The sequence below is a fragment of the Enterococcus sp. AMC1157 genome (assembly GCF_058216555.1).
This window is the reverse complement of the sequence record NZ_CM177099.1, coordinates 2,547,937-2,567,913: the sequence shown is the minus strand read 5'-3', so window position 1 is coordinate 2,567,913 and position 19,977 is coordinate 2,547,937. Positions and strand designations below refer to the sequence as shown.

The window sequence follows — 19,977 nt, the reverse complement described above, 5'->3', positions numbered from 1 at the left end:
ACCTTTCTCTTCGAGTATAAAGGAGGGCCAATAATTTACAAAAACATCTGCTTGTAAATTACTCTACTTTAGAGTTTGAGTTCTTACTCTCTTCGTTCAAAAGTTCTCTTTGTTATTATAAAAAAGACTATGAACAACTCATCATTCATAGTCTCTATTTATTTAATTTATTCTGCTAGGTTTGCTTGCTCTTCTTTCACTAAACGATTGTCATAACTCTTGAAGAATGGTAACCAAATTAAGAAAGCGGCAAACGCACAAACTAAGGCGACAACTCCAGCTTTCCAGTCTCCACCTGATCCAATAAAGGCTCCCACTCCAACTGGTGATGGCCAAGGCATTTGAGCAATCATTGGACGAATAAATTCTGTTTGAATTGCAAAATAAGCAATAGTTGCAGAAACCATTGGTGCCAAGAAGAATGGAATCGCCATGAATGGATTGTAAATAATTGGAATACCAAAAATTAACGGTTCATTGATATTGAATAACACGGGGCCAATAGATGCACGACCTAATACTTTTAATTGTTCGGAACGTGCTAAGAAAATCATCGCAATAGTCAAACCTAATGTTGCACCAGATCCACCTACAGTTACAAAGGCATTGTTAAACTCTCCTGCAAGAGGAATATGTGCCCCTCCAACGTTAGCAGCAAGGTTAGCTAAAGCAATGGGTTGAATAAAAGCGAAAACAATATTTGCTCCATGAATCCCCACTAACCATAAAGCATGCACTAAGAAGTAGATAACCATCAAACCTAACCAACTATTTGTCAAATTAGTTACAAATCCAAATGGAATGGCTACTAATTGGAAAATATCTGTTCCTAAAGCAACCAATACACCATTAATCGCTAAAACAACAAAGGATACTAAGAAAGTTGGAATCAATGCGGTAAATGCACGTGCCACTCCTAATGGAACAGCTTCTGGCATTTTAACAACCCAATTTTTAGACACACATAAACGATATAGCTGAACAGCTAATACTGCCATCAAGATTGCGGTAAAAATCCCCACAGTTCCTAATCTTGCGACACCATCGCCGCCTAATTCCCAACCACCAATTGTAAAGGCACCATTTTCAACATCTGCAATATGCACACGCGTCATTGTTCCATCTTCAAAAATGATTTGAGGAATAGTCATAAAGAAAGCAAACATTGATAGTAACGCACCATTAATAGGTGTCAAATCAATATCCTCTTCTTCTGCAATAATTTTTGTATACTCATAACCTAATACAATACTAAAATATAAAGCCAAGATTCCCATAGTTGCGGTATTCGCTACCATGTATAAACTGCTAATTTTGAAAAATGTTGCACTAAAAAAACCTTCCAAAGCTGGAATAACATCAGGTAAAACATTTAAAACTAAGAACATTGAACCGACAATGGTAAAAGGAATAGTTGCCATCCCAGCTCCCATAATCGCTCGAACAAAACGAAATTGAGCAAGTTTTCCCATTGGACCCATGATATGTTTTTCTAAAAACCCAAATAATCCACTTGATTGTTCCATTTACTAACACACCTTTCTTGATTTACATTTTTTCAAATTTTTGAATGTACTGATAATGTTTATCTTGATTTGAACGAATAGCTGAAATACGTTTCAAGCAAATACATACAAGGGTAGTGCCCAAAAGAACTAAAATTGCTAGAAAAATTCTTGTTTGACTAGTGTTACTCAGAAATGGGAGCACAGTTTGAAATCCAATTCCCGTCCCTGCACTGAGTAACAATAAACCGTTAACAATTAACTGGATGCGTAAGTACACATCACTAGCATGTAGTTGATTTGCCGAATCATTTTCTGAAGCTCCATATAATTTCACGTGCTCAAAAACCGCTGGTAAAATCACAAATAATAAAGCCAGTGGCCAAATGACAGCTAAACTTTTTCCAAGAACTAAAAAGATAACTAAGTGCAGATTAACAAAAAAGAAAAAGGCCAACGTATAGCGCAATAATAAAAAGCGGTTGTATCTAAAATTCTTTTTTGAGGTTTCTTTTTGTAATTGTTTTCTTTGTAATTGCTTCGTTTTTTCCATTTTCTCACCTTTTCTTGTTAATCTAATTGCCGACCTTTATTTTCTTTTGTAAAGCTCTAGCATTTCCAACGCAATTTCTCTTAAAGTCATAGTGGTCATTAAATGATCCTGAGCGTGTACCATAATAACTTCCATTACGATTGTTTCGCCGTTTGCATACTCTTTTAAAAGCCCCGTTTGCGCTTGATGGGCTTTAACTAAAGCATCATTGGCATCTTCCAACTTTTTAGCTGCTTCGTCATATTCACTCTTTCTCATATTCCCAAAGGCCTCATGAATAATGGTTCTTGCATCCCCGCTGCTAAGAATAATTTCAAAAGCAACACCTTGCAATGTCTCTTGATCCATTTCTTTTTCCCCTTTCTATTAACGACGATTAAATGTTGCAATAAATTTTTGATAATTGGTACTAGCAACTAACTCTTTTCTAAGTTGATCGTCTTCAATAATTGGTACTATGTGCTGGCTTATTTTTTCCAATTCAATCTGATGACCATAATCTGGCGACATCAAAAAGACTAGCTGAATATTCGGATGCTGTTCATCCCAATAAACTCCTTCTGGCACAACTGCAACTGCAACATATGCTTTTTCTGTCACTGGCTCAATCGGATGTGGAACTGCCAAGTAGGGAGAAAAAGCGACTGAATTATAGGACTCTCGAAGCTTTATTTGTTTGCTCAAAGTTTCTTGTACATCAGTCGGTTCCAATTGATTAATTTGTTGAATCAAATAATCAACCAATTCTGCCTTATCCCATTTTTCCGATGTATAGAAAAATAATTCTGGTTTAAATACTGCTTGAGTAATTTCCTGAATATCTTGTACAAGAGGCGTTTCTCTTTTCTCATTCAAAATCTTTTGCGTCCCTTTTTGACGGGAGATTTCATGATTAATTGCCTGAATGTCCTGTTCATCTAAAAAGACACTTACATTAACAATTGGCACACTATAAACGACGTTTGGCAAATGAATAGATGAAATAATCAAATCAATGCCCTCTAAAAGCTCTTCTGTAATTTCATAGTAACTAATCACTTTTTCAATAATAATTTTTGATCCTAGCTCATGTTCTAAACGAATGCGTAACATTTGTGAACTACCTAAGCCGGTGGCACATATCACTATCACTCGAATTTTTTGCGCATTATAAAATCGTTCCACTGCAGCAGTCAAATGAATCGTTATATACGCCCATTCACTTTCCGTCACTTTATACTCTTGAAATACAGGCATTTTAGATACGTGAGTCACGGTTAGATTTAGCAATTCTCCATACTTATTTTTAATATCTTCTAACAAAAGATTTTCAATAGACATTTGATTTTGCAATCTGGTCAACAGTGGTGTGACATGAATCATTAGTCCATCAATTAAAATCGTATCTTGATGAAACTCAAATCCTGTCTTTTGATCGATATCACTCAACGCTGCAATTAACTGTCGCTTAATTTCTTCTTCAGAATAAGTAGATTTCTCAAATACCTTCTGGGAAGTCACTTTGTTTTGCAAATGCATTGCAATATAGGTTGCTTCTTCTTCAGGAAACTGAATGTCTAAAGATTCTTCCATTCGTTGAATTATTTTTACTGCCGTCTGGTATTCTTTTGTTTCTTGAGAAAATTCTTCTACGAAACCAAGTTCAATTTCAAAACCCGCTTGAATACGCTTAATGGCAAGTCCAATGTGTAAGACGATATTGTAAATAATAAAATCAGATAACCCTAAATGTGATTCACGACACTCATCTAGTACAATGATGACGATTTCTTCAATACTAATTCCCTCTAAGAAATTTTCATAACTAGAAAATGTGTATAAATTATCCTGCAAACGATTCATAAAAAAGTAGTTCATGATAAAATGACGATAGTTTTGTTCACTTCCTGAAACATAAATCCCTTTTCCTGCTCGACTCTTAATCTCAATATCATAAGGCTTCAATATTTTACGAATTTCGACAATATCGTTAGAAATAGTTGAGCGAGAAACAAATAATTCATTAGCTAAATCATCTACATAAATATTTTCATCTCCAAAAAATAAACGATTTAATATAACATACTGTCGATCTTGAGATTCATGGATCGATGTTATTTCGTGATTGTTAGGAATCAAATGTAATTCATGTCGATAAAATTTTTCGAAAACTGAATCGTCTATAATAACTAAACGATATCCTTGCCCTTGTTTCGCATCCAATTTTGCTTGATTAGCAATCAGTTTTTCTCTTAAGGAATTTACATATTTACGAGCGGTTCGATCTGACATACTCAACTCAGAAGCAATTTCTTGGCTAGTGACATACGTGTGAAGATTGTTGTATAACAGTCTTAGTATGATTGTTTCTTTCTGGCTCAACATTTTCCTCAGCCCTTAAATAATTAAATATTTTCTTCTACAACTGTTGCCAATTTTTCAATTCCCATTGGGATCGGAACATACGCTTGAGGTGGGATATTCACAATTGGTTTATTTTTCTTGTCAGCAGCTGTTTTTAAATTAGCAAAATACATTTTTGTTTGTGGACTTACTAAATACAAATCAAACTCGTCTTTCTCGATTGTTGCTGCCCCTTGTGTCGCTGAAGTCGCGTCTAAAGAAATTTCAACACCTTTATTTGCAAAAAATTCCGTTGTTTTTTTAGCAATAACAGATGATGACATTCCACCTGCACAAATAATTAATGCTTTTTTCATATTATTTCCTCCATTTTTTGTAAGCTTTGATATCTTTATAATAACCTATCCCCCTTTAATTTATTAACTAAATAATAATGTAAAGCGGTTTCAATGTGAAACCAAGCTATTTCCTTAATGATACGGAAGATAATTAAAAAAGAACTCGCACAACTGAAAAATCAGTCATTCGAGTTCTTACCCATGTATTTTCCATTTTTAAGAAGTTGCCACCAGTGGGCGATTTTGATAATGAGTATCAAAGAAAATTAAAGTTAACAATTCTGTGGTCAAGTCAATATAACGCATATTGATATTCTTCGGAACAATCACTCGATCTGGAGCAAAATTAAGAATTGCTGTAACACCAGCGGCAACAATAGCATCAATCGCTTCCTGAGCATACTGACTAGGAACCGTTGAAATTGCAACTGTCACACCATTTTTTTCAGAGATAGCCTTCAATTCATCCATCCCATAAATCATAAAACCGTCTACTTTGTTACCAATTAATTCGGGATTATTGTCAAAGACACAGGTAATCTTCAAATTATCATTGCGACGAAAATTATTTCTTGCCAAAGCTCTTCCTAAATTTCCAAATCCGATTAAGGCAATTCTTTTTTCATCGTCCGTTGCCAAAATGTCACTAAATACTTCAATCAAATACGAGACATCATACCCATAACCACTGCGACCTAGTTCTCCTAAATAAGAAAAATCTCGACGAATTGTTGCTGCAGGAATTTGCGTAATCACTGAAAAATCTTTAGATTTGATTCGAGTCGTTCCTGAGGATTCTAGTATTTTCAGATTTCTTAAATAAAGAGGCAAACGTTTGGCTGTTGCACGAGGTAATTTTCCTTCTTTCCTTTTTTCCACTTTGCCAACTCCTTTTTTGTTAACATATTCACATAAAATATTATCACTTAAATCCCACATGTGCAAGCACTATTAAAAATTCCAACGAAAAAAACAAGAAACTTCGTGAGAAACTTCTTGTTTTTAATTTTTTATAAGAAATCAGAAAATTCTTCTGCTTCCATTTGTTCTGTTTCAGGTTGGATTTCTTCTAATTTCAAACCAGCCAATGAACGTTCCATCAAGCCTTCAATGTCCAAACGTTCTTCATAGTGATGAACTTTATCTAAACGAGGACGCGTTTTTGGTTGTGGCGGTGCAAAAATCGTACAGCAATCTTCAAAAGGTTGAATCGCTAATTCAAAGGTATCAATATTTTGTGCAACATCAATAATCTCTAATTTATCCATTGTCGCTACAGGACGAACAATTGGTGTATTCGTCACTTCATTAATAGCTACCATACTTTGTAGTGTTTGCGAAGCGACTTGCCCTAGAGACTCTCCATTTAAAATAATCAAGCCCTTACGTTTTTCACGAATTGCATCTGTCAAACGTAACATCATTCGGCGGGTAATCGTCATCCAATACCCTTGAGGAACCTTGTCACGAATTTCTTCTTGAATTTCCGCAAAAGGAACTTCAATAAATTGAATACTTCCTACATAAGGAGCTAATTTTGCTGTTAAATCTTTGGCTTTTTTCAGTGCTTGTTCGCTGGTGTAAGGGGGACTAGCAAAATGGACAGCTTCAATCTCCACACCACGCTTCATGGAAAAATAACCTGCAACAGGCGAATCAATTCCTCCTGATAACATCAGCATACCTTTACCACTTGTTCCAACTGGTAAACCACCCGCACCTTTAATGGTTTCATGTGAAAGATAAGCCCCATCTCTACGAATTTCTACTCGCAAATTAATATCTGGTTGCTTCATTTTTGCTTTAATATCTGGAAAAATATCAATCACAGCATTTCCAAGAGTCAAGTTTAATTCGCCACTCGTTTGCACAAAGTCGTGATCACTACGCTTAGCTGTAATTTTGAAAGTTTCTTTCCCAGTGTAAACTTCCTTCATCATTTCTTGTGCCATTGATTTAATTGCTTCAATTTCTTTTTCCACTCGGACACTTGGAGAGAAATTTTGAATGCCGAATACTTTTTGTAACTTAGGGATAATGATATCACTATCTTCCCCATTCAATAATAAGTGCATCCGGTCACGATACGCATGAACACGGACATGAGGATACTCAATTAATGTCTTTTTGACATTTGAAGCCAATCGACTAATAAAAGTATGACGGTTTTTCCCCTTTGTTGAAAGTTCGCCATAACGAACCATAATTTCTGTATATTTCACAGCAGCTATTGCCTCCTATTTCTTCTAAATATTTATCTAAAAATCAACGAATTCTTTTCGACACAGTGGGTATTGTAACATAAAAGTATGGGAAGAGGAAATAGTGCGTGCGTGGTAGGTTTCATCAATACTAAGTTGTTTCATGTAAGTCACTAGCTCTATTTTATCCAATTTCACAAAAAAACTCCCGACAAACAAGCTTTTGTCGGGAATTAAAACTGCTAGTTAATTAATCTTCGAAAACTTCCCATACAACTGGCGAAAGACAATCAAAAATTGTTCTACTTCTGCCATGGTGTTACTTTCGTCTAAGCTGATACGGATAGCAGAAGTGGCGATTTGATTCGGCACATTCATCGCATGTAAGGTTCCTAAGGCTGAATTTTTTTTGCTGGAGCAAGCACTTGTTGTTGAAGTATAAATAGTTTTTTCTTCCAGTGCATGTACTAAAACTTCCCCACGAATTCCTTTTAAAGAAAGGCACAGGATATGTGGCGCAAAACGTTCCCCTTCAGAAAAGATTGTCACTTTTTCATAAGTCTTTAAAGCGTCTATTAAATAGTTCTTTAAAAGTTGGACGTGATTCGGTTTTTCGGCTTTTATCTCAAATGAGATGCGTAAAGCTCTTGCCATAGCCACAATCGCTGGTACATTTTCTGTGGTACTGCGATAACCATTTTCTTGTCCACCACCTGTTAACAAGGGAGCTAATTTTCGTCCTTCTCGCCAAAAGTTAAAACCTACTCCTCTTGGACCATGAAATTTATGGGCAGAAAATGTCGCAAAGTCTACTCGTGGCGTCAACCATTCTGAGGTTTCAACTTTGGTAATAGCTTGGATAGCGTCCACATGGAAATGAATTTTAGGATAATCAGCCAAGACTTCACTAATTTCTTTGATTGGTTGAATCGAACCAATTTCATTATTAACTGCCATGACAGAAACTAAAATAGTATCTTTACGAATCAATTTCTTAAGTTTTTCAACATCAACAAATCCATCCTTGGTTACCGGTGCAGTACTGATATCCATTCCTAAGTCCTTTAGTTGCGCTGCAGTCTCACTGACTGCAGGATGTTCAATACTTGAAATAATCATATGATTACCAAAATCTCTTTTTTCAATGGCAGTTCCTTTTAGAACCCAGTTATCTCCCTCAGTGCCTCCACTAGTGAAGAAAATTTCTTTAGGGGAAACATTTAGTTGATCCGCAATTTGTTTTCTTGCTTGCTGCAGGAGACGATTAGATTGCGTTCCTAAATCATGTAAGCTTGAAGGATTACCAATAATTCGTTGACTGGTTTTTATATAGGTATCTAATGCTTGGGGAAAAATCGGAGTTGTTGCACTATTATCAAAATAAATCATTCTTAAAGATCCTCTCTTTGTCACATTCTTTCCTATTATAACGACTAGTTCGGATGCTTTCAAGCCAAGAAACTTTAACTATTTGGCATTTAGAGGTTCTAACGATTGCTAATATCTTTTTATCTTTGGTTTTTTCACTTTTTCAAAGATAAACACTCTTTTATCTTCGCTTTTTTCACTTTTTCGAAGATAAATCATTTTCCGCATATTTAACCCTATTTTTCTCAAATAAAAAACCGTATCTGATCAACGATCAAAAACGGTTCATTCTCAATTATACTAAGTCTCTATTTTTGAAGTAGAAATCTTCTAAACGTCTGAAAGCACCTGGTTCCACTCGTTCTAAAGAAGTTCCAATTTCATCTAGTGCATCTTGATAACGGTATTCTTGTGTGAATAGAAGTAATGCACGGTCAATCGATGCTTTCACTTCTGAATGAGAGTGACGGTAACGATTAGCATATTGCATCATTTGTTCAGTCAAAGCTGCAGCATCCACTAAATCATTGGTGCGTTGTTCTAACATTTCAATATCTTCTTCGCTGATGGCAGTTAATTTATTAACTTCTTCCATGTCAATGCGGATTTTGTTTAAAGCTTTATTTAACTCTTCCACTCGATCTGTTGCCATAAAGAAGAATTCTAAATATTCACCAGGTAATCCAGGTAAGCGTTGTTTTTCAACAAAACGTTTTAAGTTACGTAATTTGAATTCGAAGCTCTCAACTTTTTCTTGTGCAACTTGCTCGCCTTTTCTTAGTTCACGTAAGCCATTGTCAATTTCAACTTGTTGGCTTTCAACGTCATCCAAAATTTTGAAGGCATCTTTGTAGAAGGCTTGTACTTCTGTATAAGCTACTTCAAGTTCGTCCATTTGAGGAGTATAGGTATTGTTACGACGAGTAATTTCTTCGATTTCTGTTTGGAAACCACGTACTCGACCTAATTCATTATGGTTCAATGCATAACTTTGAGCAGTATGATCAATTTCAATTAATAATTGACGATTGTTCTTAGTAGCATGACCTAGATAATCTTCAATAATTTTGCGATTTTTTCTCACATATTTACGTGCGTCAATTTCTTTTTCCATGACTGTATACAAGGAATCAATTTCACTTGCAGTATCACGGTTAGCAACTTCAACAGTCGCTACTTCAGCTTTGGCTAAATCACCTAAAGAATTTTCAACACGACGAGAAACTTTTTGAATACGAGTATCCATATCATCATCAGGGAATACGTACTTAGCTTCTTTTAATTTTTTATAACCATCTTCAATTTCTTTAATTTGAGCTGGGAAAGTACTCTTCAACTCTTCATAAACAACTGGGATACGTTTCATTAAATCTTCTACTTCATACGTGTGTTGTTCCGCTGTTTCTAATACTTCACGAGCCTCTACTGGGTCTCCAGAAGTATTTAAGGTAACAAATTGAGTGAACTCAATTTCAATATTACGAATTTGTTTTTGTAATTCTGGATAAGCAGGTCCAAAACTTTCATCATTATCTTTTAATGTTTGTTTTAATTCTTCATAAACATCCAAAGCTTGTTGAACTTGTAAGGAGTTGCGTTCTTCGCTTTCACGAAGTTCTTTTAATCCATTACGAATATCCGCAACTGAATCTTCCATGTCTTGCATAGTTGTTTCAGCTTCAGTAATCGCACTTTTTGCTTTGAAAAATCGGAAAGTTTCATTTAAGCTCTCAACTTCAAAAATTTGACTTTCTAATTCTGCGAAAGAACTAGTGGAAATATCTGTCCATCGTTGATTCCATTCTCTAAAGGTATTTTGACTTTGTCCCACAAGGTGCATCTTTTTCACTTCATCGACTTCTTCAATAACAGGCAAATCAAATAAATTTTCTTTTCTCTTTTCTAATGAGTTTAATTTTTCTTGATTTTTTCTACGCATGAAAAAGCTGATTCCATATAAGATCGCCGCTACCACGACAATGGCAATGACTATTCCAATAATTACTCTACTCTCCATTTTAAAGTTCCTCCAATTTTCCAAGTTCCACTTGCCGTTTGTATTTACTAACAAAACCGGCATATCTATATCAAAAAAATCTATATTTCTAGCCAAAAGACATCTACGTTAAATTATAGCATAAACAAAAAAATCAATCACTAATTACTCTCAAAAAAATAAGACTTTTTTTGATTGCTTTTTACCTTTTGGAAAAAATGCATAAAAACTCCCTTTATTTTCATTTTTACTCATTTGTTTTTAATTAAAAGGCTTGATTTCTTATCGGTCAAACTGTATTCTTATAAAAACTATACATGTAATTTTCATCACTCTTTGCAAATAATAACTTAAAACAAGTTTTAAGGGTTGGATGAATAAAAAGGAGTACAGGGAAATGAAAGTAGCAAAATTCGGGGGGAGCTCGTTGGCATCTTCTGCCCAGGTTAGAAAAGTTGTCAATATTATCAAAGCAGATCCAGCACGGCGTTTTGTTGTCGTGTCTGCTCCAGGAAAGCGTAATTCACAAGATATTAAGGTTACCGACTTGCTTGTCGCACTATATCAAGGTCGTTTAGCCAATCAAGAAGTAACACCAATTATTGACCAAATCGTTGAACGCTACCAAGAAATTGGAGCTCCTTACAAAGTAGACAATGGTATTCTGAGACAAATTCATAAAGACTTACAAAGTTTATTAGATATTCCTTTTGAAAATAACCCACATTTTTATGATACGGTCCTTGCTAGTGGTGAAGACAATAATGCTAAATTGATTGCTGGTATTTTACAAGCAGAAGGTCTTAAAGCACGTTATGTCAATCCAAGAGATCTAGGTATGGTTGTTTCTGATGAACCACAGAATGCTCGAATTCTAATGAAATCCTATAAAAATATTTATCAATGGCGCAATAGTGAAGAGATTCTGGTAATTCCCGGTTTCTTTGGTTATACAGAGCAAGGTGAGGTTTGTACGTTTTCTCGTGGTGGCTCAGATATCTCAGGTGCGATTGTCGCTGCTGGTTTAAAAGTCGATTTATATGAGAATTTCACAGACGTTGATGGTATTTTTGTTGCTAATCCAGGATATATCCATCATCCTGAATCCATGCCAGAAGTCACCTATCGTGAAATGCGTGAGTTGGCTTATGCTGGATTTAGTGTCTTTCATGAAGAAGCTTTGATGCCTTCTTACCGAGCGAAAATTCCGGTAGTGATTAAAAATACGAATAATCCTTCTCATCCTGGAACTTTGATTACAACAGAACGAGACAATCGTGAGAATCCTGTAGTGGGAATTGCTAGTGATGAAGGTTTTAGCATGATTTATATCAGCAAATATTTGATGAATAGAGAAGTCGGTTTCACCTTACGTGTCTTAGAAATTCTGAGAGATTTCAATCTTAACTACGAACATATGCCATCAGGAATTGACGATATTTCGATCATTCTTCGAGCAAATCAATTAAATCCTGAACTGGAAGAAGAACTTTTGCGAAAAATCGCCTATGAAATTGATCCTGATGAACTAAGAATTACTCATGACTTGTCCATGATTGTAGTCGTAGGTGAAGGCATGAAGCATCGTGTCGGAAGTATGGCTGAAAGCGCTGCAGCCTTAGCCCGAAAACGTATCAATATTGAAATGATTAACCAAGGCTCTTCTGAAGTCAGTATCATGTTTGGCATTCACAAAGAACGTGAACAAGATGCCATTCGAACACTTTACTATACTTTCTTTGAATAAACACAAAAAATCGCTGACTGGAGAAACCACACTCTCCGGTCAGCGACTTTTTTTTATCTTTGATTTTTTTGTCTGTCTAGCTCTTCTTTAATTTTACCCTCTGGTGCAAAGTCTTGTTCCCAATTATCAGGTTTTAGCACTTTGCCTGTTTCTGGATCATAATGAGGTTTACCATCTGGAAAAAGTTTTCCCATATTTGCTTGATGGACAATTTCTATAATCGGTTCAGGATCAACTCCTAGTAGTGAAAATGAACCATAGGTAAAATATAATAAATCAATTAAGGCATCCACTTGTTCAACTAATGGATCTGTCACAGAATTTCCCTTAGCTAGAACTTTTGCTTTGGCTTGGTCCAAAGATTGATGTAAGGAATCAACGGCTGTTTCAAATAATTGCGGGTTATTTTCACTAATCGAATAAACAAATTCAACCAATTCCTCTACTTTAAATCCTGCTCGGTGTAAGACATCTTCTTTGGTAAAAGCCGTGGGTTCTTTGGGTCTTCTAGGATCAAAGGTGCGATGAAATTCTTCCGTCATTTCATATGGTTTCATAACTAAGTCTCCTTGCTTAAATAAGTTGATAATGAAGCAATGCTTTTTCAATTCCATCATCATCATTACTTGCAGTAACAAAATCAGCAACTTCCTGTGTCTCTAACATGCCATTTCCCATACATACACCGACACCCACACCTTGAAGCATCTCTATATCATTTAGATGATCGCCAAATGCCATGGTTTCAGATAAGTCAATTTCTTTATGAGCAAGGAAAAAACGAATACCTTGTAATTTAGATCCACCTTTAGGAACAATATCAATTGTGTAAGGATTAGAACGTTGAAAATCACATTCTGGTAACCTATTTTGTAATTTATCTAATTCGTATTCACCACTTAACATTACACACTGATAGATCGGTTCATTCACAATTTTTAATTGAGAATATCTGTGGGAACGACGATTTGGGCTATATCTTTGTAACACTAATTTCATCCAACGAATAGGGAAGTGTCTAGGTACAAAACGAATCATTCTCCGAACAAAGCGTGATTGTCCAATTCTCATCGTCAAACTACCTTCCATATGAGTTCTACTGCCTAACATCATCTGACGAGAATTGTCATTGGCGTAATCAATAATTTTTTGTAAAACAGTTTGATCAAAAGGTCGTGCATACAAAGTTTTTGTTTTAGTATAGACAAGTTGGCCGTTATAAGTCACAAACATATCTAAATTTAACTCTTCTACAATTTCACGAATACTTTCTGGTCCACGTCCTGTGGAAACACCACAGAGGATGCCCTTTTGTTGAGCTTTTTGAATTGCTCGTTTTGTGCTTTCTAAAATTCTACCATTACTGCTCAGTAAGGTACCATCAATATCAAAGAAAATAGCTTTAATCATTGGTTCACCTGCCTTTTTTTCTCATTTTTAAAAGAGTCCTAATTGACTAGGATTTAAATCATCGAAGTCAATATCTAAACGCTTTTTAAACTGCATCGCATTCGCTGCGGCATCTCCGCCCGCGTTATTATTAAAAATAATGGCTATCTCTTTGGTTTTACTCTGCACGGCTTCAACTGCTTGTTGTAATTCTAATAATTCTTTATCATTGTAGCAATAATTTGTGCGAACCTTTTGGGCATCTGGACCAGTTGCAGTCCAACCGATATCATTTCTTCCATGAAAACGGAAAAAGGTAAAATCTTCATTCGTTACATAAGGATCTAGTGGTACCGTAGTCGTTAGTTTTTTTGGTTGATCCACAATTACTAACGAAAATTGATGGTCTTTCATAAATTGACGGGTATTTTTTAAAAATTTTTCGTCATACCATGAGCGATCTCGTAACTCAATGGCAACTGGCAAATCTTTTAATAATTTTCGCAGCATGCGTAAATAGTCAACATTTTCTCTTGTACATTTAAAAGAAGAAGAAAACTGAGCTAACAAACATAACAATTTATTCTCTTCTATCATTGGTCGTAAATTATTTCTCAACATGGAAGCCATTTCAATAATCGACTGTCCTGCTTCTAGTTCTTGATGCTTGGTAAAAACCTTCTGTACTTTGACAATAAACTTAAAATCTTTAGGTACTTGAGCCAACCAACTTTCCACATTGGATTGGGAAGGGATATTATAAAAGCCCGTATCTAATTCGACTAAAGGCATATGACCAGCATACTCATAAAGTGAGGCTGATTTTTTCCCAGTTAAATAAATATGTTCTTTAAAGCTTGTACATCCGATTCGAATCATTGACACACCTACTTTTCAATACAGAATAATTATAATGAGTCTCTGTCATTTTCGCAACATTCCAATTTTTAAAAGTTAAAATAAATATTGTTTCTTTTTTTGAGTTTTTACGCTACACTGAATTTGCATATTGGCAGAAATGAGGTTAATTTTATGAAAAAAATACTCGTTCTTCATACTGGTGGAACCATTGCCATGAAAGAAGATTCTTTAACTGGTGGCGTGAGTCCAGATGTAGCGAACCCTTTAATGGATGCTGTCGTGGACATTCCTGAAGACGTGGAGCTATTAGTAGAGGATATTTTTAATATTCCTAGTCCTCATATTACACCAGAGCATATGTTACAAATCAAAGAACGGATTCAATTAGCAAAATTAGCTGGTATCCATAGTATCGTGATTACCCATGGAACGGATACTTTAGAGGAAACAGCTTTCTTTTTAGATACGACAATCGGCAATTTACTTCCGATTGTGATTACTGGTGCCATGCGTTCTAGTAATGAATTAGGTAGCGATGGCTTATACAACTTCGAAAGTGCTATTCGTGTTGCTGCCTGCGGAGATGCCCTTGGTAAAGGTGTTTTAGTGGTTATGAATGATGAAATTCATTCTGCTCGTTATGTCACTAAAACCCATACAACCAATGTGGCAACTTTCCGTACACCCACTTTAGGTCCCATCGGTTTAGTCAGTAAAACACGCATTTTATTTATGCAAGAACTATTAGAAACACCACATTGGGATGTAGACAGCGTCGATGGATTGATTCCGATTGTGAAAGCTTATGCCGGAATGCATGGCGAACTGTTTGAAGGCTTATTATCCTCAGATATTGATGGCTTGGTGATTGAGGCTTTAGGTGCTGGAAATCTGCCACCTGAAACATTACCACCTATTCAAAAAATGCTAGAAAAAAAGATTCCAGTCGCTCTCGTTTCTCGTTGCTTTAACGGAATTGCAGAACCTGTCTATGATTATTTAGGTGGCGGTGCTGAGTTAAAAGAAATGGGCATTATCTTTTGCAATAGTATCAACAGTCAAAAAGCACGAATTAAATTATTAATCGCCAAAAATCGCCAACTCACATCAGAAGAATTTATTTATTTTATGGAGAATTAAATTCGAATATCCTAATAATAATAAATATCCAGACCGTTTAGAAGAGTATTTCTTACTAGACAGTTTGGATATTTTTCATTATTTTTCTCGCCACTCTATATTAGCTTCGCAGTAAGTTTGCTCCCCTATACGAATTTCGTGCAGACTACGAATTGTCTCTGCTTTTTTAACTTCAAAATGGCTCTCCACTTCATTACCATACTCTACTTCCTTATCAAAACGAATATGTAGATAACTTGGCGTATGGTTCGTCAAAAAGTCATAACCTAATACATCTAAAATCCAGTTAAAATAAACAGAATTATTGACGTGTTGATTACTGTCAATATCATAGAAACGAACTCGAAACGGTAGACTTTCTCCATCAGAAACTTTCTCAATCTTAGGATAGCGTTTGATTTTTTTCACTTTCTGACTTTCATATGGAGTTATAATTTCTTCGGGCACGCTACTCATTTTTCTCGTTTCGATATTCATTAATACAAAGATGGTTTCGATTCGAACAAGTTCTTCTCCCTCTTCTGTGGTTAACCAAAAATTCCGGTAACAAAAATATTTATTATACTCTTGTGCTTGAGTAGAAATATAAATTTTTTCGCCAACTTTAGGTAAACGCTCAATAAAAAATTGATAATTTGTCACAATCCAAGTCAAACCAAATGAACGAACAAAATCCGTTCCTCTATTTAATTGATCGCTTTGATCTTCCGATACTTTAATCGCAATTGCAATCATAGATGACATGGTCATTGTACCGTTGACATCACATTCATAATAGCTTACTTCATGAGGTGCTGTATATTTTGTAGCCAAATTCTATTCCTCCTATTCTTCTTTTAGTATAACAAAAATTTTTAAAACCAACTTCTACTAAAAAAATCCAAGCAATATAGAAATTGACTATCTGAAGTCTTTCTTCTACATTGCTTGGATATCACAGACTTCATTATAAGTCCAAAGCGGAGCACACGCACTCCGTATTTAATTATTCTCGTTCGCTTACTACTGCTTCAGGATTATTTAAGGTCTCCCGATTCAGTTCATTGATTCGATGACTAGTCACCACACCAGCTACCATACTGTCACTGACATTTACTAAAGTTCTAGCCATGTCAATCAAAGGTTCAACTGAAATGACTAAACCAACGATAGCAACTGGTAAATTCATCGCTCCTAAAACAATTAAAGAAGCAAATGTCGCTCCTCCACCAACACCAGCTACACCAAAAGAACTGATAGTTACTATGGCAACAAGCATCAATATAAATTGCCAATCAAAAACATTAATACCGACTGTTGGTGCAACCATCGTAGCAAGCATGGCTGGATAAACACCAGCACAACCATTTTGACCAATTGAAATACCGAAGCTTCCTGCAAAATTTGCTGTGGTATCGTCCACACCTAATGCTTTACGTTGAGTTTCAATGTTCAATGGCAAGGTTCCCGCACTTGAACGAGAAGTAAAAGCGAAACTTAAAGCTGGAAAAGCTTTTTTGAAATACGTAAGTGGATTGACTTTTACACCAACTAAAACTAACGAATGCACAATTAATACTAAAATTAAAGCCGCATATGACGCTAGAATGAATACACCTAAATTAAGAATTGCTTGGAAATCACTGGTTGCTAAAACATTCGTCATTAAAGCAAATACCCCATAAGGAGTTAAACGCAAGACCAATGTCACAATTCGCATGACAATTTTATACAAGCTTTCCATTAAGTTATAGAAAAATTCCGCTTCTTTTGGTGCTTTTCGTTTAATGCCTAAGTAGGCCACTCCAACAAAAGCAGAAAAAATAACTACACCAATCGTACTTGTTGCGCGAGTTCCTGCTAAATCAGCGAAGACATTGCGTGGAATAAATGACAAAATTTGTTGCGGAATAGATAAGTTCTCCACTTGAGCCTGGCGTTCTACCAGCTCAGCAATACGAGCAGTTTCTGCTGCTCCTTCTGTAAAGGTCGCTCCATCTAAATTAAAGAGCATAACCATGCCAATTCCAACTAAAGCAGAAATCGCAGTAGTTACTAATAACGTGGCTATTACGGTAAAACTGATTTTTCCAATTTTGCCACTTTCTTTCATACGAGTAAACGCACTGACAATCGAAACAAAAACTAATGGCATAATCAGCATTTGTAATAGTGATACATAACCATTTCCCACAACCTTAATCCAATCTAAGGATTGAAGTACCACGGCATGATCATTACCAAAAATTAATTGTAAAATTCCTCCAAAAACAATTCCGACAAATAAAGCAGCAAACACTCTTGTTGAGAATTTAATATGCTTTTGTTGTAGTCGGTAAAAAACAAATAAAATTGCTACAAAAATAGCTAAGACAAGTACTGTGAGCAGAGTTGTCATTATCTTTCCTCCTAAAAATTATGATTTACGGCCATCTCAGAAAATAAAGATCACCTGTAATGACAAGTCCGTCAACGGAATGAAAGGTTCCTAGTGACCATTCTTCAACAGTGCACTCTAATGAAAATGCGTGCGAAATTTTCATTAGTGACATATTTATTATATCGAAGGTTATTTTTTCTGTCTAATACATGACTTTTATTTCATATGAGATTTTTCTAATTTCTACGATAGTACATTCCTACTGAATCGGGTGCAGTTTCAATAAAATTGAATTTTTTATATAAAAATTTGGCATTTCCATCAGCGATTAAGCTGATATACGCTTTTTTAGGAATACTTTGTTCAATATACGTATGTAACTCATCCATTATGATTTTGCCTAATCCTTGCCCTTGATACTCCGGAGAAACAGCAATATCGACAATTTGATAGGCTGTCCCACCATCACCAATAATTCTTCCCATCCCTACTAACTGATCTTTTTCTCTTAAAAATACTCCATAAATACTATTTTCCAAGGCTTGTTCAACATAAGCTTCGTCTCGCAAAGACAAACCTGCTGCTTGTCTTAATTGTAAATATTCTTCCGTGTTAGGTAAAATTGTTGTTTTTTCCATTTAATACTCCTCCTTAAAAATCAAATCTTATTTAACAACAAAACACAAATTCTTTTTAGGTACATAAAAAGGGATAAAAAACTATCGCGTAAAGCTTTTTATCCCTTCGAAAATGGCATTTTTTTGCCAGTTTTATTCATATTCATCTATGACGAGTTAAAAATGTTGATCTATCAATCTTAAGCCAAGGCTCCCATTGGGTCCCAAGGTTTTAAAACGGTTGGTGCTGCATCAAAGGCAGCTAATTGATCTGCAGTTAGTAAGTCTTTGCGGACAACGATTTGATAAGTAAATTCGTCCATCCAAGCATCACTAGCAACAAAGAACCCTTTTTCGCCAACTTTTTCTCCCCAACTGTTTTCAACTTTCCATTTGGTTGGTTCGCCATCAATTAAATCCACACCTGTTAGAACCATCGCATGTGTCATTAAGCTTTCACCGTAATCTAAACGGTCTGCTTTGGACATTTCAAATTCAACATCAAATAAGTCGTCCACATCATAAGCATCTAAAGCCATAATACCAGAATCTCTAGTAGAAGATTGACCGACATCACAACCGAACCAAACAGATTCACCTTGTTCTAATTGAGCAATGGCTAATTTTTTAAAGCTATCCATGTCTAGATTTAGGTATTTGACTTCTTTTCCGCCAACAACATTTCCTAACATTTCAACCGTATAAGATTTGTTGTATGGTTTGTCAGTAGTTGGAGCATTAATAATACTTACATAATCATCTAGATTCACTCCTACGTATTTTTCAAAGAAGCTTTGTGGAGTCAACTCACGGTCTAAGTGATACTCTTGATTTTCATCACGGTATTCAAAATCAAACGCTTCTGGTGGAGTACCTAAAGAAATTGCCAGGAAGTTATACACATCTTGTAACATTTCTGCTTTTACTGCTTGAATTTCTTCAGCTGATTTTTCTTCTGCAACTAATTGACGCAAAACAGAAGCATCTTTTCTCAACTTTTTATTTAAGTAAGTATTTAATTCACGTGAACTAGAAGAGTTATTACTTTCAGGCATCACTGATTTCGGTACGACTCCATATTTTTGGAAAATCGATACAATCATATCCCATTGTCCACCATCTTGTTGGGGAACTTGTAAAAGAAACGCGACTTTACGACTAGTTAAGTCTTGATCAGCTGTAGCTAAAATGTTTTCGTAAAAGTAATTTGCTTTTTCATATTTATCCCAGAAAAAAGTATAGTTTTGAGATAACTCAAATTCTTTTAAATCAAATTGATTCAACATTCTATGACGGAATGTATTTAAAGCAGCGAACATCCAGCAACGACCAGATTGTTTTTGGTTAGATACCTTTCCAGTTTTTATGTCTACTGAAAACACAGGTACATTATTGACCTTCGCACTGATATTTTCCGCAGAAGCTCGAATACCATTCTTGACTACAGCACGTTGTAATGCTGTTTGTTTGTTGTTGTCTTTAAAATCGGCTGCATATTTCGCAGTCATTTCCTTAGTAATTTCAGACATCTAAACATCTCCCTTTAATCATCTAGTTAAT

The 19,977-nt window shown here is 35.4% G+C and carries 18 protein-coding genes; 2 read left to right on the top strand and 16 right to left on the bottom strand.

The features are described from left to right. Nucleotides 1-167 precede the first annotated feature (167 nt). From celB to AC4BBX_RS12495, 9 genes are all read right to left on the bottom strand, one after another. Nucleotides 168-1,526 carry a PTS cellobiose transporter subunit IIC gene (gene celB / locus AC4BBX_RS12535; RefSeq protein ID WP_490454150.1) on the bottom strand — a complete coding sequence of 453 codons (1,359 nt, stop codon included), beginning with the start codon at nucleotides 1,524-1,526 and terminating at the stop codon, nucleotides 168-170. A 22-nt stretch (nucleotides 1,527-1,548) separates the two neighbouring features. Continuing rightward, on the bottom strand, nucleotides 1,549-2,058 hold the full coding sequence (locus AC4BBX_RS12530; protein ID WP_490454149.1) for a hypothetical protein: 510 nt from the start codon (nucleotides 2,056-2,058) through the stop codon (nucleotides 1,549-1,551). Between the two features lie 36 nt (nucleotides 2,059-2,094). After that, nucleotides 2,095-2,406: a PTS cellobiose transporter subunit IIA gene (locus tag AC4BBX_RS12525; RefSeq protein ID WP_490454148.1), complete on the bottom strand. Its 312-nt coding sequence runs from the start codon at nucleotides 2,404-2,406 to the stop codon at nucleotides 2,095-2,097. Between the two features lie 18 nt (nucleotides 2,407-2,424). Next, a complete protein-coding gene (locus AC4BBX_RS12520; RefSeq protein WP_490454147.1) occupies nucleotides 2,425-4,422 on the bottom strand; it encodes a BglG family transcription antiterminator in 1,998 nt (665 codons plus the stop codon). 20 nt (nucleotides 4,423-4,442) lie between these two features. Further along, on the bottom strand, nucleotides 4,443-4,757 hold the full coding sequence (locus AC4BBX_RS12515; RefSeq protein ID WP_490454146.1) for a PTS cellobiose transporter subunit IIB: 315 nt from the start codon (nucleotides 4,755-4,757) through the stop codon (nucleotides 4,443-4,445). 198 nt (nucleotides 4,758-4,955) lie between these two features. Then, complete coding sequence (locus AC4BBX_RS12510) at nucleotides 4,956-5,618, bottom strand: redox-sensing transcriptional repressor Rex (RefSeq protein ID WP_490454145.1); 663 nt, start codon at nucleotides 5,616-5,618, stop codon at nucleotides 4,956-4,958. Nucleotides 5,619-5,749: 131 nt separating this feature from the next. Beyond that, nucleotides 5,750-6,961, bottom strand: coding sequence for a tRNA uracil 4-sulfurtransferase ThiI (gene thiI, locus AC4BBX_RS12505; RefSeq protein WP_490454144.1), 1,212 nt, complete (start codon nucleotides 6,959-6,961; stop codon nucleotides 5,750-5,752). A gap of 225 nt (nucleotides 6,962-7,186) precedes the next feature. Then, nucleotides 7,187-8,329: a cysteine desulfurase family protein gene (locus AC4BBX_RS12500; protein WP_490454143.1), complete on the bottom strand. Its 1,143-nt coding sequence runs from the start codon at nucleotides 8,327-8,329 to the stop codon at nucleotides 7,187-7,189. 274 nt (nucleotides 8,330-8,603) lie between these two features. After that, the gene (locus AC4BBX_RS12495; RefSeq protein ID WP_490454142.1) at nucleotides 8,604-10,325 is read right to left on the bottom strand and encodes a septation ring formation regulator EzrA; all 1,722 of its coding nucleotides are present in this window, start codon (nucleotides 10,323-10,325) and stop codon (nucleotides 8,604-8,606) included. A gap of 376 nt (nucleotides 10,326-10,701) precedes the next feature. Here AC4BBX_RS12495 and AC4BBX_RS12490 point away from each other — a divergent pair, with 376 nt between their 5' ends. Then, entirely contained in the window at nucleotides 10,702-12,051 is a 1,350-nt protein-coding gene (locus AC4BBX_RS12490; RefSeq protein WP_490454141.1) for an aspartate kinase, read from the top strand. Nucleotides 12,052-12,104: 53 nt separating this feature from the next. Here the strand turns inward: AC4BBX_RS12490 and AC4BBX_RS12485 are convergent, their stop codons facing one another. The 3 genes from AC4BBX_RS12485 to AC4BBX_RS12475 are packed head-to-tail and all read right to left on the bottom strand — an operon-like array spanning nucleotide 12,105 to nucleotide 14,319. Beyond that, nucleotides 12,105-12,608: a pyrophosphohydrolase domain-containing protein gene (locus AC4BBX_RS12485; protein ID WP_490454140.1), complete on the bottom strand. Its 504-nt coding sequence runs from the start codon at nucleotides 12,606-12,608 to the stop codon at nucleotides 12,105-12,107. Between the two features lie 16 nt (nucleotides 12,609-12,624). Further along, nucleotides 12,625-13,461: a Cof-type HAD-IIB family hydrolase gene (locus AC4BBX_RS12480; RefSeq protein ID WP_490454139.1), complete on the bottom strand. Its 837-nt coding sequence runs from the start codon at nucleotides 13,459-13,461 to the stop codon at nucleotides 12,625-12,627. Nucleotides 13,462-13,488: 27 nt separating this feature from the next. Beyond that, complete coding sequence (locus AC4BBX_RS12475; RefSeq protein ID WP_490454138.1) at nucleotides 13,489-14,319, bottom strand: DUF72 domain-containing protein; 831 nt, start codon at nucleotides 14,317-14,319, stop codon at nucleotides 13,489-13,491. A 153-nt stretch (nucleotides 14,320-14,472) separates the two neighbouring features. On the opposite strand from AC4BBX_RS12475, the gene AC4BBX_RS12470 reads away from it, so the two are divergent. Continuing rightward, complete coding sequence (locus tag AC4BBX_RS12470) at nucleotides 14,473-15,441, top strand: asparaginase (RefSeq protein WP_490454137.1); 969 nt, start codon at nucleotides 14,473-14,475, stop codon at nucleotides 15,439-15,441. A 78-nt stretch (nucleotides 15,442-15,519) separates the two neighbouring features. Here the strand turns inward: AC4BBX_RS12470 and AC4BBX_RS12465 are convergent, their stop codons facing one another. From AC4BBX_RS12465 to AC4BBX_RS12450, 4 genes are all read right to left on the bottom strand, one after another. Beyond that, nucleotides 15,520-16,254 (bottom strand): acyl-ACP thioesterase domain-containing protein, encoded by a 735-nt coding sequence (locus AC4BBX_RS12465; RefSeq protein WP_490454136.1) that lies wholly within the window; start codon nucleotides 16,252-16,254, stop codon nucleotides 15,520-15,522. A gap of 172 nt (nucleotides 16,255-16,426) precedes the next feature. Further along, the gene (locus tag AC4BBX_RS12460) at nucleotides 16,427-17,818 is read right to left on the bottom strand and encodes an L-cystine transporter (protein WP_490454135.1); all 1,392 of its coding nucleotides are present in this window, start codon (nucleotides 17,816-17,818) and stop codon (nucleotides 16,427-16,429) included. 218 nt (nucleotides 17,819-18,036) lie between these two features. Then, nucleotides 18,037-18,438 carry a GNAT family N-acetyltransferase gene (locus AC4BBX_RS12455; RefSeq protein WP_490454134.1) on the bottom strand — a complete coding sequence of 134 codons (402 nt, stop codon included), beginning with the start codon at nucleotides 18,436-18,438 and terminating at the stop codon, nucleotides 18,037-18,039. A gap of 179 nt (nucleotides 18,439-18,617) precedes the next feature. After that, entirely contained in the window at nucleotides 18,618-19,946 is a 1,329-nt protein-coding gene (locus AC4BBX_RS12450) for a C1 family peptidase (RefSeq protein ID WP_490454133.1), read from the bottom strand. Between the last annotated feature and the right edge of the window lie 31 nt (nucleotides 19,947-19,977).

Bases quoted from the DNA above. Each gene is read 5' to 3' on its own strand.
- celB (WP_490454150.1), bottom strand. From the start codon at position 1,526: ATGGAACAATCAAGTGGATTATTTGGGTTTTTAGAAAAACATATCATG.
- AC4BBX_RS12530 (WP_490454149.1), bottom strand. From the start codon at position 2,058: ATGGAAAAAACGAAGCAATTACAAAGAAAACAATTACAAAAAGAAACC.
- AC4BBX_RS12525 (WP_490454148.1), bottom strand. From the start codon at position 2,406: ATGGATCAAGAGACATTGCAAGGTGTTGCTTTTGAAATTATTCTTAGC.
- AC4BBX_RS12520 (WP_490454147.1), bottom strand. From the start codon at position 4,422: ATGTTGAGCCAGAAAGAAACAATCATACTAAGACTGTTATACAACAAT.
- AC4BBX_RS12515 (WP_490454146.1), bottom strand. From the start codon at position 4,757: ATGAAAAAAGCATTAATTATTTGTGCAGGTGGAATGTCATCATCTGTT.
- AC4BBX_RS12500 (WP_490454143.1), bottom strand. From the start codon at position 8,329: ATGATTTATTTTGATAATAGTGCAACAACTCCGATTTTTCCCCAAGCA.
- AC4BBX_RS12495 (WP_490454142.1), bottom strand. From the start codon at position 10,325: ATGGAGAGTAGAGTAATTATTGGAATAGTCATTGCCATTGTCGTGGTA.
- AC4BBX_RS12490 (WP_490454141.1), top strand. From the start codon at position 10,702: ATGAAAGTAGCAAAATTCGGGGGGAGCTCGTTGGCATCTTCTGCCCAG.
- AC4BBX_RS12485 (WP_490454140.1), bottom strand. From the start codon at position 12,608: ATGAAACCATATGAAATGACGGAAGAATTTCATCGCACCTTTGATCCT.
- AC4BBX_RS12480 (WP_490454139.1), bottom strand. From the start codon at position 13,461: ATGATTAAAGCTATTTTCTTTGATATTGATGGTACCTTACTGAGCAGT.
- AC4BBX_RS12475 (WP_490454138.1), bottom strand. From the start codon at position 14,319: ATGATTCGAATCGGATGTACAAGCTTTAAAGAACATATTTATTTAACT.
- AC4BBX_RS12470 (WP_490454137.1), top strand. From the start codon at position 14,473: ATGAAAAAAATACTCGTTCTTCATACTGGTGGAACCATTGCCATGAAA.
- AC4BBX_RS12460 (WP_490454135.1), bottom strand. From the start codon at position 17,818: ATGACAACTCTGCTCACAGTACTTGTCTTAGCTATTTTTGTAGCAATT.
- AC4BBX_RS12455 (WP_490454134.1), bottom strand. From the start codon at position 18,438: ATGGAAAAAACAACAATTTTACCTAACACGGAAGAATATTTACAATTA.
- AC4BBX_RS12450 (WP_490454133.1), bottom strand. From the start codon at position 19,946: ATGTCTGAAATTACTAAGGAAATGACTGCGAAATATGCAGCCGATTTT.